The organism is Lysobacter sp. HA35 (assembly GCF_054061195.1).
On sequence record NZ_JBSSDY010000001.1, the window covers coordinates 1,135,665 to 1,148,342 of the forward strand.

Here is a 12,678-nt window from a genome sequence, read left to right on the forward strand (position 1 = left end):
CGCGATCGCATCGCCTCCGATCACACCGGCAAAGGCTTCGCCCGAGCGATCACATCCCGCGCTTCGTCAGGCAGCTCACGCTTCGCAGCATCGGCCAGCGTGTAGCGCGCCGGACTCTTCGCACGCGACAACTCCGCCCATGTCACCGGCACCGCAACGGGTGCGCCGTCGCGTGCACGCAACGACCAGGCCGCGACACTCGTCGCACCGCGCCCGTTGCGCAACCAGTCGATGAAGATGCGGCCCTTGCGCTTGGCCTTGCTCATGGTCGCGACGTATCGATCGGGCGACTGGCGCTCCATCGCATCGGCGAACGCTTCGCAGAAGCGACGCGCGTCCTCCCAATCCGCCTGCGGCTGCAGCGGCACGACCACATGCACGCCCTTGCCGCCGGACAACTTCGGGTACGACTCGAGCCCGGCGTCAAGAAGGCGATCGCGCACTTCCTTCGCAGCCGCGCGTATCTGCGGCCATTCGATCGACGGATCGGGATCGAGGTCGAACACGATTCGATCCGGCTGTTCGATCGAATCGATGCGCGAACCCCATGGATGCAGCTCGATCGCATTCATCTGCACCAGCGACATCAGGCCTTCGACGCTGTCGACGTAGAAGTAGTCGGCCTTGTCGCCATCGTTTTCGGTGATCGTGAAGGACTTCACCGCGTCGCTGAAACCGTGCTTCACGTGCTTCTGGAAAAAGTGCTGGCCCTTGATGCCATCCGGGCAGCGCACGATCGACAGCAGCCGACCGCCGATGTCCTCGAGCAGCTGCGGCGCCGCGGCGAGGTAGTAGTCCCACACGTCCTGCTTGGTGTAGCCCTGCGCGGGATACACCTCGCGATCGGGACTGCTGAGGTTCGGCAGGTTCGATTTGTCGAGATCGATCTTCGTCGTCGCGCGCTTCGCCGTCTTCCGCGCTGCGGCTTTCTTCGCGACCGTCTTCCTGGCCGCGGGCGTCGCAGCAACCTTCTTCGCCGCGGTCTTCTTCGCCGTAGCGGCCGACCTCGACGTCGCGGGTTTGGTCGTTGGCATGGTCTCGGGCTGCTCCAATGCTTCCGGCGTCGCCGGCTTGTCGTCGCGCAGGCGGTGGAACGATGCCTGTCGCACCAGGCCTTCCTTGCCCCAGCCGCGGAAGAACACTTCGACCACCGTCTTCGGCTTCACCCAGTGGATGCGGCCCTTCGGCAGCGGCACGTGTTTCGGGATCTCGACCACCGGCTCGGCGATCTCGAGCGCCTTCAGGCGCTTGATCAGGTCGAGCAGGAAATCGTTGTTCATGCCCGAACCGACGCGGCCGGCGTACACCAGCGTGCGATCGCGGTACTGGCCGAGCATCAGCGCACCGAGGCCCTGCCGCGAGCCCTTGGGCGGCGTGTAACCCACGACGACGAAGTCCTTGGTCTCCGACGTCTTGACCTTCAGCCACTCGGCCGATCGTGCGTCGACATACGTCGAATTGATGCGCTTGCTGATGATGCCTTCCATGCCGCGTTCGCGCGCCGCCTCGAACACTTCAGGGCCGCGGCCGACGATGTGCGAGCTGTAGAACAGTCGTGGGTCGGCGCCCTTCAACAGTTCCTCAAGCAACGCCTTGCGTTCGATCAGCGGTGCGTCGCGCAGATCCTGTCCGTCGACCGCCAGCAGGTCGAAGATCACGTACCGCATGTTGTTCGCGTCTTTGTCGGACAGCGCCTTCTGCAGCGCGTTGAAGTCGCTGTAACCGTTCTTGTCCACGGCGATAAGTTCGCCGTCGAACACCGCAGTCGTGCCGAACTCTCGTAGCAGTTTCAATAGCTCGGGCGCGCGTTCGTTCCACGGAATCCCGTTGCGCGACCACAACATAGGCGAGCGGCCGCTCTGCCCAATCAACCGGTAGCCGTCCCACTTCCATTCGTGCAACCACTCGTCGCCGGCGGGTGCGTTTTCCGACGACACCGTCAGCATGGGCTGGACGAATTCGCCGAGCGGGAACTTGTTGCCGTCTGCGAGCTTCTTCGCGACGCGCTTGATGCCCGCGAGATCGCGCGTTGCGCTCGCACGCTTGGCAGGTGCTGCGACACTGCGAGCGGCCGTCTTCTTCGCGACGGCGCGCTTCGCCGTGGCACCGCGTGTCGACGCCGACTTCTTCGTAGGCATGGCGCGCTCCGTGTCGAAGCCCTTGCGGGCGCGGATTTCGAGGCCTTCGCGCGTGGACGCGCCGGGCGCATCGGGCGGCGGCGGCGGAAGCTCGCCGATGAGGTCGTCCGCCTCCATGTCGGCGGCGTATTCGTCGGTGCGCTTGAGCAGCATCCACTGCGCGCGCTTGCCCTTCTGGTGCGTGCGGATCAACGTCCAGCGGCCTTTGAGCCGCGTGCCATCCATCGCGAAATCGATGCGCCCCTTGCGCAGCGCCTCATGCAGGTCGCCGTCCGGGGTCCATGTGCCGTGGTCGAAGATGGCCATATGGCCGGCGCCGTATTCGCCTTCGGGGATCAGGCCCTGGAAGTACGAATAGGTCAGCGGATGATCTTCGGTCTCGACGGCGAGGCGCTTCTCGCCGGGGCGGAACGACGGCCCCCGTGGCACCGCCCAGCTGCGCAGGACGCCGTCGATCTCCAACCGGAAATCGTAGTGGCGTGCCCGTGCGTGGTGCAGTTGCACGACGAACGACAGCGGGCCACCACGACGCCGCGGCGCATCGCCCTTGGGCTCCGGCGTACGCGAGAACTCGCGCTTGCGGTTGTATTCCTGCAGGCCCATGCGTCAGGCCCGCTTCTTCGTCGCCCGCTTCTTGGGCTTTGCGGGTGTCTTGGTCGCAGCGCGCGAGATCTTCTTGGTGGCCTTGGTCGCCGAGCTGCCCTTCTTGTCCAAGCTCTTCTTCAGCAGCGACATGAAGTCGACGACGTTGGTCGCCGTCTCCGCATCGTCGTCGTCCTTGTCGTCCTCGATCTCGGTCGTGTGCTTCTGCTTGATGCGTTCCTTGATGACCTGCGACAACTTCTCGCGGAATTCGTCCTTGTAATCAGCCGGCGCGAACTCGTCGGTCATGGACTCCATCAGCATCTCGGCCATTTCCATCTCGCGCGGCGTGACGTGCCAGGCGCGCGCACTGCCGGACGGCAGCTCGTACTCCGACACGTCGACCAGCTCCTGCGGGAAGCGCATCAACATCAGCATCAACGCATCACCCTGGGGCACCAGCATGCAGAGGTATTCGCGCGTGCGGATCACCACGCGCCCGATGCCGACGCGGCCGTTCTTCTTCAGCACTTCGCGCAGCAGCACGTAGCCCTTCTCCGCCTTCTTACCCGGCACGAGGATGTAGGGCTTCTCGATGTAGGACATCGAGATGGACTTGGCATCGACGAACGACTCGATCGCGATCGTTTCGTGGTTCTCGGTCGCCGCGCGTTCGATATCCTCGGGCTTGAGGATGACGTAGTTGTCCTTGGAGAACTCATACGCCTTGACGATCTCCTTCCACGGCACTTCTTCGCCCGTTTCGGCGTTGACGCGCTCGTAGCGGATCGGCGCGTTGTTGCGCGAATCGAGCATGCGGAAGTGGATGTCGGTGCGGCGCTCGCCCGACATCAACTGGATGGGAATGTTGAGCAGGCCGAACGAAATCGAGCCGGTCCAGATGGGCCTCGCCATGGGACGTGTCTCCAGCGGTTTACGGAAACGTCGCGCAGCGGGCGTCCGCATCGAGTGAAGCGGCCGCGCGATAATGGCGTCGGCCGTTAATCGAAGGAAAACGCGAATGTCCGACCGACCCGTGCTGTTCCACAACAAGTCGAGCTGCTCGAAATGCGCGGGCGCGCTGGAACTGCTGCGTGCACGCGGCATCGAGCCGGACGTCGTCGACCTGACGCTACAGCCGCTGGACGCAGCGCAGCTTCGCGAGATTGTCCGCCTGACCGGCGGTGACGTTCGCGCGCTCGTGCGTAGCACCGAAGCGGCCTATGCGGCGGCCGGCCTCGACGAAGGCAGCAGCGACCACGCGCTCATCGCGGCGATGGCCGCGCGTCCCGAACTCATCGAACGGCCGATCCTCCTACGCGGCGACCGCGCAGTCGTCGGCCGTCCGCCCGAGCGCGTACTCGAGCTGTTCGACGAAGGCTGACGGTCAGATCAGCTTGCTGGTCCGCAGCGCGGCCACGCGCGAGGGCGGCGCGAACGAATCGCTGCGCGCGTCCTCCCAGTACTGCTGGAAGACGGCATGCGGCGGCACGCCCTGCAGCAGCGCGCCGGGCTCGAGGAAGTTGTAGATCGCCGCGAGCGAACGCACTTCGGTCGGCGAGATGCGTCGAAGAATGTGCTCGGGACCCAACTCGCCCGGGTGACGCAGACCCGCCGCGCAGATCAGGTCGCGCAGCGCCTTGAGCGTGTTGTCGTGGAAGTGCGCGACGCGCACGGACTTGTCCGCCACGTCCAGCCCTTTCCAGCGCTTCGGGTCCTGCGTGGCCACGCCGGTCGGGCAACGGTCGGTGTGGCAGCTCTGCGACTGGATGCAGCCGATCGCGAACATGTAGCCGCGCGCGGCATTGCACCAGTCGGCGCCCATCGCCATCGTCTTCGCGATGTCGAAGCCGCTGATGACGCGACCGGCTGCACCAATGCGGATGCGGTCGCGCAGGCCCAGGCCGACCAGCGTGTTGTGCACGAGGATCAAGGCCTCGTGCATCGGCACGCCGACGTGGTCGATGAACTCCGCCGGTGCCGCGCCAGTGCCGCCTTCCGCACCGTCGACGACGATGAAATCCGGCACCAGCCCGGTCTCGTGCATGGCCTTGGCGATGCCGAACCACTCCCAGGGGTGGCCGATCGCCAGCTTGAAGCCCGACGGCTTGCCGCCCGACAACGTGCGCAGGCGGTCGACGAATTCGAGCAACCCTTTCGGCGAGTCGAACGTGGAATGGCGCGCCGGCGACACGCAGTCGATGCCCACCGGCACGCCGCGCGTCACCGCGATCTCCGGCGTGACCTTCGCGCCGGGCAGCACGCCGCCGTGGCCGGGCTTGGCACCCTGCGACAGCTTGACCTCGATCATGCGCACCTGCGGGTCGGCCGCGGCGGCGGAGAACTTCTCCTCGCTGAAAGTGCCGTCGTCATTGCGGCAACCGAAGTAGCCGGACGCGACTTCCCAGACGAGATCACCGCCGAACTCGCGGTGATACGGCGAGATCGAGCCTTCGCCGGTGTCGTGATAGAAGCCGCCGAGCTTCGCGCCTTTGTTGAGCGCGCGGATCGCGTTAGCGGATAAGGAGCCGAAACTCATCGCCGAGATGTTGAACACGCTCGCCGAATAGGGCTGCGCACGCCCTTCGCCGATGATGATGCGGAAGTCGTGCTCCATGTATTCCGACGGTTGCAGCGAATGGTTGATCCATTCGTACTGCGTGCCGTAGATGTCCTGCAGCGTGCCGAACGGGCGCGTGTCGAGCACCGACTTGGATCGCTGGTAGGCCAGCGCGCGCTCCTGGCGCGAGAACGGCACCTCGGCGGTATCGGCCTCGATGAAGTACTGGCGCATCTCCGGACCGATCGCTTCCAGCCCGTAGCGGAAGTGCGCCAACAGCGGATAGTTGTGACGCAACGCGCTGCGCGTCTGCAGGATGTCGACCGTGCCGAGTACCGCCAGCGGCAGCAGGATGGCGACGGCGATGACGCCCTCGTGCACGACCGCGAACCAACCGATGGCGAACAACGTCGCCGCCATGACGGCGATGTAGAGCGAGTAGCGCATGCGGCCTCCTGGTTGCGCGGAGCATACCGGGTGGCGGGTGGGCGGCCGTGTTGGCCGGCTCCAGGCTATTCCAGCGACGAGTACCAGCCGGCGTACGGCGTGTTTCGCGCAAGGCGGCGATTGAAGTCCGGGCTGCCGTCGTCCCACCAGACGTCGTCACGCTCACCCAGCGCCACTTTCGCCGCATGCACCTGTTGCCGCGCGAGCTTTTCGGCCGCCCCGTCCCCACTGGCGAGCGCACGCCGCACGTCGCGACGCGCGTCCATCAGCGCATGCGTGAGGCGTTCGCGCTCGTCATCCGTCAGGTTCGGATCGGGACGACGCCACAGCCGTCCCCTCACAACGATGTAGCGGCCGTCCGGCGTGACCGGAACGGGCGAAGCAGGCTGGACCATGGCGACAGCCTGCATGGCCGCGGGTCGTCGGCGCGTTTACTGGATCAGGTCGACCTGCTTGGCCGCGGTGTACCAGAGCAGTCCGTAGTGACCGTAGGTGTAGGTGTAGCTCGCGTTCTCGTTCCAGATCGACGATGAGTGCACGCCATTGACCGTGCAGATGCCGCCATAGCACACGACCTCATCGGCATATGACTTGATCGAGTACATGCGCACACCGAAGCGCTTGCCGTAAAGGCCGTTGAGCATCGGGCTGGACACCGACAGCCCGTAGTAGCCGCACGTCGCAGTGGCGACGTTGTACGGATACGTGCCACACGACCACAGCCCGCGGAATGCGCCCGCGATACCGATGAATGCATCGACGCGCGACGCCAGCCCGTTGCGATAGATCTCGCGCGCCGCGAGCGTCGCGCCCATCGAATGGCCGATCACGTCGATCTTGCCGGTGCACGACGCGGCGGCGGCGTCGACCAGCGCATTGACCACCGGCGTCTCCTCGCTGCCGTCGTGATCGTTGCAGGCCGCGCAGGTCTTGCTGCCCCAGCTCGGGCGGAAGATCTGCGACGACGTATAGCCGCGCGCGATCAGTTCGCTGTACGTCGCGTTGAAGTCCGAGGGCGAACCGGTGTTGCCGTGCACGAGCACGACGGAGTCGCGACACGCGGCCTGCGTGCCGCTGGCGAAGAGAAGCGCGAACGCAACGACGAGCATTCTTCCGGCAAGACGCATGTCCACTCCCGAGGAGCTGCCGGCACCGCGCCGGTTATCCGCTCCGAACTCGACCGTAGCGACGCGCGGCGATGGCGCCTGCTGTACGAAAGGGAATGACGCGGCGCGTCATGACGGGCGGTGCGCCGCCGCCGCGTCCACTTCCAACTCGGACCCAACCCGTCAGGGACTCAGCGGACTCATCCGACCCACGTCCGCTCTACGTCCGTCACACGTCACCCACCGGACTTGATCCCGATCAAGTCCGGCCAGCGGCCGATGCCGAGAATTCGCGCCATGAGTCGCGATTCCCTTCCCGGAAGGCCCCGCCATGGCTGATCCCGCTGCCCTGTCCGCGTCGGCTGCGACGCGCGCAACCCGCCCACCTTCGGCGTCGGGCTACAACGACCGTGTGGTCGTCCAGTTTTCGCTGGCCACCGTGCTGTGGGGCATCGTCGGCATGGCCGTCGGTGCGTTCATCGCCGCGCAGCTGTACTGGCCCGATATCGGCCACGGCATTCCGTGGCTCAGCTACGGTCGCCTGCGTCCGCTGCATACGAACGCGGTGATCTTCGCGTTCGGCGGCTCGGCGCTCATGGCGACCAGCCTGCACGTGGTGCAGCGCACCTGCGGCGTCCGGCTGATTTCCGACAGGCTCGCCGCCTTCGTGTTCTGGGGCTGGCAGATCGTCATCGTGTCGGCGGCAATCACGCTGCCGATGGGACTGACGCAGGGCAAGGAATACGCCGAGCTGGAGTGGCCGATCGACATCCTGATCGCCATTGTGTGGATCGCGTACGGCGTGCTGTTCTTCGGCACGATCACCAAGCGCAAGACGCCTCACATCTACGTCGCGAACTGGTTCTACGGCAGCTTCATCATTGCCGTCGCGCTGCTGCACATCGTCAACAACATCGCGATTCCGGCCGGCGCGTTCAAGTCGTACAGCGTGTACAGCGGCACTGTCGATGCGATGGTGCAGTGGTGGTACGGCCACAACGCGGTGGGCTTCTTCCTGACTGCCGGCTTCCTCGGGATGATGTACTACTTCGTTCCGAAGCAGGCACAGCGCCCGATCTATTCGTATCGACTGTCGATCGTGCACTTCTGGGCGCTGATCGCGGTGTACATGTGGGCCGGCCCGCACCATCTGCAGTACACCGCGCTGCCGGACTGGGCGCAGAGCCTCGGCATGGTGTTCTCGCTGATCCTGCTCGCGCCGTCATGGGGCGGCGCCATCAACGGCATCATGACGTTGTCGGGTGTGTGGCATAAGTTGCGCACGGACCCGATCCTCAAGTTCCTCATCGTCTCGCTCAGTTTCTACATGATGAGCACGTTCGAAGGGCCGATGATGTCGATCAAGACGGTCAACTCGCTCTCGCATTACACCGACTGGACGATCGGCCACGTGCATGCCGGCGCACTCGGCTGGGTGGCGATGATCAGCGTCGGCTCCATCTACGCGATGCTGCCGAAGCTGGTCGGCGCCGAGAAGATGTATTCGACGCGCGCGATCGACACGCACTTCTGGCTGCACACCGTCGGTGTCGTGTTCTACATCGTCGCCATGTGGATCGCCGGCCTGACGCAGGGCCTGATGTGGCGCGCGACCAATCCCGACGGAACGCTCACCTACAGCTTCGTCGAAGCGCTCAACGCGACCTATCCCTACTACCTGATCCGCCTCGGCGGCGGCTTGCTGGTGCTCAGCGGCATGTTCCTGATGGCCTGGAACGTGCTGAAGACGCTGGCGGTCGGCCGTGAGGCTGCCGCCCTGCCACTGCTGCAGCCGGCGAGCGCCTGAGGATTCCCATGAGCAACCATGCACACGAGAAGGTCGAGAAGAACGTCGGCCTGATGGCGATGCTGATCGCGGTGGTCGTGTCGTTCGGCGGACTCGCCGAGATCGTCCCGCTGATGCACCAGGCCGAGGCGATCAAGCCGCTGCCCGGCGTCAAACCCTACCCCGCATTGCAGCTCGCCGGCCGCGACGTCTACATCCGCGAGGGTTGCTACAACTGCCATTCGCAGATGGTGCGTACGCTGCGCTTCGAGACCGAGCGCTACGGCCATTACTCGCTCGCCGGTGAGTCCGTCTACGACCACCCGTTCCAGTGGGGTTCGAAGCGGACGGGTCCGGATCTTGCGCGCGTCGGTGGTCGTTATTCCGACGACTGGCATCGCGTGCACCTCAACAATCCGCGCGACGTCGTCCCCGAATCGAACATGCCGGCGTTCCCGTGGCTCGAGGCGAACAATGTCGACGGCGACGACATCACCGCGCACATGAAAGCGCTGCGCTCGATCGGTGATCCGTACACCGATGCCGACATCGCGAGCGCTGCACAGGCGGTGTCCGGTAAGACCGAAATGGACGCCGTGGTCGCATACCTGCAGGGGTTGGGCAAGAACGCACCGAGGGGAGGCTGAGCCATGGTTGCAGGCATCGTTACCGCCATCCTGCTGGTGCTGTTCATCGGCGGCTGGATATGGGCGTGGCGGCCCGCACGCAAGCGTGAGTTCGACGCTGCCGCGCGTCTGCCGCTGATCGATTTCGAGGAGACTCCGCGATGAGCGCCAGCTGGTCGTGGTACGTGATCGCACTCGTCGCGCTGAACATCGTCGGCTGCGTGTGGCTGCTGTGGTGGACGTCGCGTCGTCGCCCCGGCGACCCCAAGCCGACCGATACCAGCCACATCTGGGATGACGATCTCACCGAGTACAACAAGCCGCTGCCGCGGTGGTGGATCAACCTCTTCTACATCACGATCGTGTTCTCGATCGGCTACGTCTTCTGGTACGGCGGACTTGGCGCGCTGAAGGGTTACAGCGGCTGGTCGTCGCAGCGGGAGCACGAACTGCAGAAGTCATCCGAGGACGCCAAGCTCAACGAGGCGTTCGCGGGCTTTGCCGGCAAGCCGATCGACGTGATCGCACGTGATCCGCACGCGGTGTCGATCGGCCATTCGATCTTCGCCAACACGTGCTCGGGTTGCCACGGCTCGTCCGCGCGCGGCGCGATCGGCTACCCGAATCTCACCGACGACATCTGGCACTGGGGCGGCACGCCCGATCGCGTACTCGAAACCGTCCTCAACGGCCGCGACGGCGTGATGCCGCCTTGGGGCAAGGTGCTGACCGGCATGGGCGGGCCGAACGCGGTCGATTACGTCGCGAGCTACGTGCAGTCGCTGTCGGATCCGAACGGCCTGCAGAACAACTACATGGCCGCGCAAGGCAAGACGCTGTACGACGGCGTCTGCGTTGCCTGCCACGGCCCGAATGGCAAGGGCAACAAGGAGATGGGCGCGCCCGACCTCACCGACGACTACTGGCTCTACGGTGGCGAGCCCGCGCAGATCGTCGCGACGATCACCAACGGCCGCCACGGCGTGATGCCCGCGCATCGCGAGCTGCTGGGTGACACGCGTGCGCGGCTGGTCGCGGCGTACGTGTGGTCGCTCTCGCACCCGCCGGTGCAGGTCGCGGCGAAGTAACGCGCATGAGCATCTCGCCCGCATTCGACCACCCGCCCCGTCCGATGGCGCAGCGCATCGGCGCCATCCTGTGGCCGAGCTTCTTTGCTGCCGGCGTCGCGACGATGGTGTTCTTCGCCTACGTCGACCCGCTCGCGCTACACGACATGACGTTTCCGCAGATGCCGATGACGCGCGAGTTCGGCTACACGCTCGGCTTCTTCACCTTCTGGCTGGCGACGTCCGCGTCGAGCCTGTTCACCTGGATCCTGCTGAGGCCGGCGAGCCGCTTCAACCGCCCGCTGCCCGACGACGTGTGATGAGCCGTTCGATTCCGCTTGAAATGCTCGACGAGCCGTCAGGCCTCTACGTCACCGAACGCAAGGTATATCCGCGCTCGGTGTCCGGGCCGCTGGCGAGACTGCGCGTCATCGCCGTCGCATGGCTGCTCGGCATGTTCTACGTGTTTCCGTGGCTGCGGTGGGATGGCCGGCAGGCAGTGCTGTTCGACCTGCCCGCGCGCAAGTTCCATGTGTTCGCGCTGACCTTCTGGCCGCAGGACTTCCTGTTCCTGGCGCTGCTGCTGATCGTCGCTGCGCTCGCGATGTTCTTCTTCACCGCCCTCGCCGGCCGCCTCTGGTGCGGCTACGCGTGCCCGCAGACGGTGTGGACCGAAACGTTCCTGTGGATGGAGCGCTGGACCGAAGGCGATCGCGCCAAGCGCATGAAGCTCGACGCCGGCCCGTGGACGCGCGAGAAGATCCTGCGCAAGTCCGCCAAGCACATCCTGTGGGCGACGTTCGCGCTGTGGACCGGCTTCACCTTCGTCGGCTTCTTCACCCCGATCACCGATCTCACGGCGCGCCTGCATCCGTTCGCATGGGGCGGCTGGGAAACGTTCTGGGTGCTGTTCTATGCCGTCGCGACATGGGGCAACGCGGGCTTCCTGCGCGAGCAGGTTTGCAAGTACATGTGCCCGTATGCGCGCTTCCAGAGCGCGATGTTCGACCGCAATACGCTGCTGATCGCGTACGACCCGATGCGCGGCGAGCCACGCGGCCCGCGCAGGCGTGGCCTGCCGAGCGCGCTGGAACGCGCACGCGGGCTGCTCGAAAAGGCGCTCGCCTACGACTACGTCTTTCGCGCCGCACAGCATCCGACCGCGGCAGCCGCGGCGACCGGCGCGGGCGGCACGATCACCTTTGCTGGCGCCGGCGTCGTCGCCGAACCTCTGCCAAAGTTCGCGCCTGACGACCTCGGCGATTGCATCGATTGCACGATCTGCGTGCAGGTCTGCCCCACCGGCATCGACATCCGCAACGGCCTGCAATACGAATGCATCGCCTGCGGCGCATGCATCGACGCCTGCAACGACGTGATGGCGAAGGTCGGCTATCCGAAGGGGCTGATCCGCTACACCACGCAGAACGCGATCGACGGGCGCCGCAGCCGCGTCCTGCGCCCACGCGTGTTCGTCTACGGCGCATTGCTGCTCACGCTGAGCCTTGGCTGGGCCTGGGGTGTCACGCATCGCGCGCCGCTCACCGTCGAAGCCATGCGCGATCGCAATGCGCTGTATCGCCCGGTCGCCGACGGCATCGACAACGGCTACACGCTCAAGCTCGCGAACAAGACCGATGCCGCGCAGCTTTATCGCGTTCGCCTCGATGGTGCGCCGACGGGTTTGGAAATCCGCGGTATTCCGGCTGCGATCGCGGTGCCCGCGCAAACCGTCGTACCGGTCGAAGTGATCGTACACGGGCCGCGCGACGCCAAAGGCCGCCGCGGCCTGCGCTTCATCGTCGAGTCGACCGACGGCAGCGTTCGCGACACCGTCGACAGTAGCTTCTTCGGACCCATGTGATGGACGAGCACGAACCCTCGAAGTGGACGAACCCGGTGATGTGGCTGGTGATCGGCCTGCCGCTGGTGTCGATGGTGTTCGGCATCGGGCTGGTGGTCATCGCCAACCGCGATTCGGACGACGCGATCGTCGACAAGGTCGACCGCACCGCGCAGATGCAGGTCGCCGATCTAGGGCCGGATGCGTACGCGCAGCAGCATCGATTGAGCGCCGTGGTGCGCGTCGGCGCCGGTGCCGTGCAGGTCATCCCGGTCAACGGTGATTTCGATCGACGTGCGCCGCTCACGCTGCGCCTGTTGCATCCCGCGCATTCGTCCGGCGACGAAACGATGACGCTGGCGCCGTCGCCCGACGGCTGGCAATTGCCGCACGACGTCGATGCATCGCGCGAATGGAACGTGCGACTCGAGCCGCTCGATGGTCGCTGGCGTATCGGCGGACGCCTGCCGAAGGGCCAAAAGGCCGTGCTGCTCGCTCCCGCACTGACGGGCAACGACTGACG

The 12,678-nt window shown here is 65.6% G+C and carries 13 protein-coding genes; 8 read left to right on the forward strand and 5 right to left on the reverse strand.

Translation table 11 applies throughout. The annotated features are described in order from the left end of the window. Positions 1-20 precede the first annotated feature (20 nt). Both ligD and ku read right to left on the reverse strand, forming a co-directional pair. The gene (ligD, locus tag ACVWZN_RS05585; protein ID WP_456952958.1) at positions 21-2,741 is read right to left on the reverse strand and encodes a DNA ligase D; all 2,721 of its coding nucleotides are present in this window, start codon (positions 2,739-2,741) and stop codon (positions 21-23) included. Between the two features lie 3 nt (positions 2,742-2,744). After that, positions 2,745-3,635, reverse strand: a complete 891-nt coding sequence (gene ku / locus ACVWZN_RS05590; RefSeq protein ID WP_456952959.1) for a non-homologous end joining protein Ku — start codon at positions 3,633-3,635, stop codon at positions 2,745-2,747. Between the two features lie 106 nt (positions 3,636-3,741). Here ku and ACVWZN_RS05595 point away from each other — a divergent pair, with 106 nt between their 5' ends. Then, the gene (locus ACVWZN_RS05595; RefSeq protein ID WP_456952960.1) at positions 3,742-4,104 is read left to right on the forward strand and encodes an ArsC/Spx/MgsR family protein; all 363 of its coding nucleotides are present in this window, start codon (positions 3,742-3,744) and stop codon (positions 4,102-4,104) included. A 3-nt stretch (positions 4,105-4,107) separates the two neighbouring features. On the opposite strand, the gene ACVWZN_RS05600 is transcribed toward ACVWZN_RS05595, so the two are convergent. The 3 genes from ACVWZN_RS05600 to ACVWZN_RS05610 all read right to left on the reverse strand — a co-directional run bounded on the left by ACVWZN_RS05600 (position 4,108) and on the right by ACVWZN_RS05610 (position 6,854). Next, positions 4,108-5,727, reverse strand: a complete 1,620-nt coding sequence (locus tag ACVWZN_RS05600; RefSeq protein ID WP_456952961.1) for an FMN-binding glutamate synthase family protein — start codon at positions 5,725-5,727, stop codon at positions 4,108-4,110. A gap of 65 nt (positions 5,728-5,792) precedes the next feature. Continuing rightward, complete coding sequence (locus ACVWZN_RS05605) at positions 5,793-6,122, reverse strand: hypothetical protein (protein ID WP_456952962.1); 330 nt, start codon at positions 6,120-6,122, stop codon at positions 5,793-5,795. A 36-nt stretch (positions 6,123-6,158) separates the two neighbouring features. Continuing rightward, positions 6,159-6,854, reverse strand: coding sequence for an alpha/beta fold hydrolase (locus ACVWZN_RS05610; RefSeq protein ID WP_456952963.1), 696 nt, complete (start codon positions 6,852-6,854; stop codon positions 6,159-6,161). A gap of 310 nt (positions 6,855-7,164) precedes the next feature. Between ACVWZN_RS05610 and ccoN the strand changes: the two genes are divergently transcribed. The 7 genes from ccoN to ACVWZN_RS05645 are packed head-to-tail and all read left to right on the forward strand — an operon-like array spanning position 7,165 to position 12,676. Beyond that, entirely contained in the window at positions 7,165-8,640 is a 1,476-nt protein-coding gene (gene ccoN, locus ACVWZN_RS05615; RefSeq protein ID WP_456952964.1) for a cytochrome-c oxidase, cbb3-type subunit I, read from the forward strand. 8 nt (positions 8,641-8,648) lie between these two features. Continuing rightward, a complete protein-coding gene (ccoO, locus tag ACVWZN_RS05620; protein ID WP_027082111.1) occupies positions 8,649-9,266 on the forward strand; it encodes a cytochrome-c oxidase, cbb3-type subunit II in 618 nt (205 codons plus the stop codon). A 3-nt stretch (positions 9,267-9,269) separates the two neighbouring features. After that, entirely contained in the window at positions 9,270-9,410 is a 141-nt protein-coding gene (locus ACVWZN_RS05625) for a cbb3-type cytochrome c oxidase subunit 3 (protein ID WP_081671952.1), read from the forward strand. Further along, on the forward strand, positions 9,407-10,333 hold the full coding sequence (ccoP, locus tag ACVWZN_RS05630; protein WP_456952965.1) for a cytochrome-c oxidase, cbb3-type subunit III: 927 nt from the start codon (positions 9,407-9,409) through the stop codon (positions 10,331-10,333). The genes ACVWZN_RS05625 and ccoP overlap by 4 nt, the downstream gene beginning before the upstream one ends. A gap of 5 nt (positions 10,334-10,338) precedes the next feature. Then, positions 10,339-10,632 (forward strand): hypothetical protein, encoded by a 294-nt coding sequence (locus ACVWZN_RS05635; RefSeq protein ID WP_456952966.1) that lies wholly within the window; start codon positions 10,339-10,341, stop codon positions 10,630-10,632. Beyond that, complete coding sequence (locus ACVWZN_RS05640) at positions 10,632-12,176, forward strand: 4Fe-4S dicluster domain-containing protein (protein ID WP_456952967.1); 1,545 nt, start codon at positions 10,632-10,634, stop codon at positions 12,174-12,176. Before ACVWZN_RS05635 ends, ACVWZN_RS05640 begins: the two co-directional genes overlap by 1 nt. Then, positions 12,176-12,676, forward strand: a complete 501-nt coding sequence (locus ACVWZN_RS05645; RefSeq protein ID WP_456952968.1) for a FixH family protein — start codon at positions 12,176-12,178, stop codon at positions 12,674-12,676. The genes ACVWZN_RS05640 and ACVWZN_RS05645 overlap by 1 nt, the downstream gene beginning before the upstream one ends. Positions 12,677-12,678 lie beyond the last annotated feature (2 nt).

Excerpts from the sequence above, each read along its gene's own strand:
- ligD (WP_456952958.1), bottom strand. The coding sequence starts at position 2,741 with ATGGGCCTGCAGGAATACAACCGCAAGCGCGAGTTCTCGCGTACGCCG.
- ku (WP_456952959.1), bottom strand. The coding sequence starts at position 3,635 with ATGGCGAGGCCCATCTGGACCGGCTCGATTTCGTTCGGCCTGCTCAAC.
- ACVWZN_RS05595 (WP_456952960.1), top strand. The coding sequence starts at position 3,742 with ATGTCCGACCGACCCGTGCTGTTCCACAACAAGTCGAGCTGCTCGAAA.
- ACVWZN_RS05600 (WP_456952961.1), bottom strand. The coding sequence starts at position 5,727 with ATGCGCTACTCGCTCTACATCGCCGTCATGGCGGCGACGTTGTTCGCC.
- ACVWZN_RS05605 (WP_456952962.1), bottom strand. The coding sequence starts at position 6,122 with ATGGTCCAGCCTGCTTCGCCCGTTCCGGTCACGCCGGACGGCCGCTAC.
- ACVWZN_RS05610 (WP_456952963.1), bottom strand. The coding sequence starts at position 6,854 with ATGCGTCTTGCCGGAAGAATGCTCGTCGTTGCGTTCGCGCTTCTCTTC.
- ccoN (WP_456952964.1), top strand. The coding sequence starts at position 7,165 with ATGGCTGATCCCGCTGCCCTGTCCGCGTCGGCTGCGACGCGCGCAACC.
- ccoO (WP_027082111.1), top strand. The coding sequence starts at position 8,649 with ATGAGCAACCATGCACACGAGAAGGTCGAGAAGAACGTCGGCCTGATG.
- ACVWZN_RS05625 (WP_081671952.1), top strand. The coding sequence starts at position 9,270 with ATGGTTGCAGGCATCGTTACCGCCATCCTGCTGGTGCTGTTCATCGGC.
- ccoP (WP_456952965.1), top strand. The coding sequence starts at position 9,407 with ATGAGCGCCAGCTGGTCGTGGTACGTGATCGCACTCGTCGCGCTGAAC.
- ACVWZN_RS05635 (WP_456952966.1), top strand. The coding sequence starts at position 10,339 with ATGAGCATCTCGCCCGCATTCGACCACCCGCCCCGTCCGATGGCGCAG.
- ACVWZN_RS05640 (WP_456952967.1), top strand. The coding sequence starts at position 10,632 with ATGAGCCGTTCGATTCCGCTTGAAATGCTCGACGAGCCGTCAGGCCTC.
- ACVWZN_RS05645 (WP_456952968.1), top strand. The coding sequence starts at position 12,176 with ATGGACGAGCACGAACCCTCGAAGTGGACGAACCCGGTGATGTGGCTG.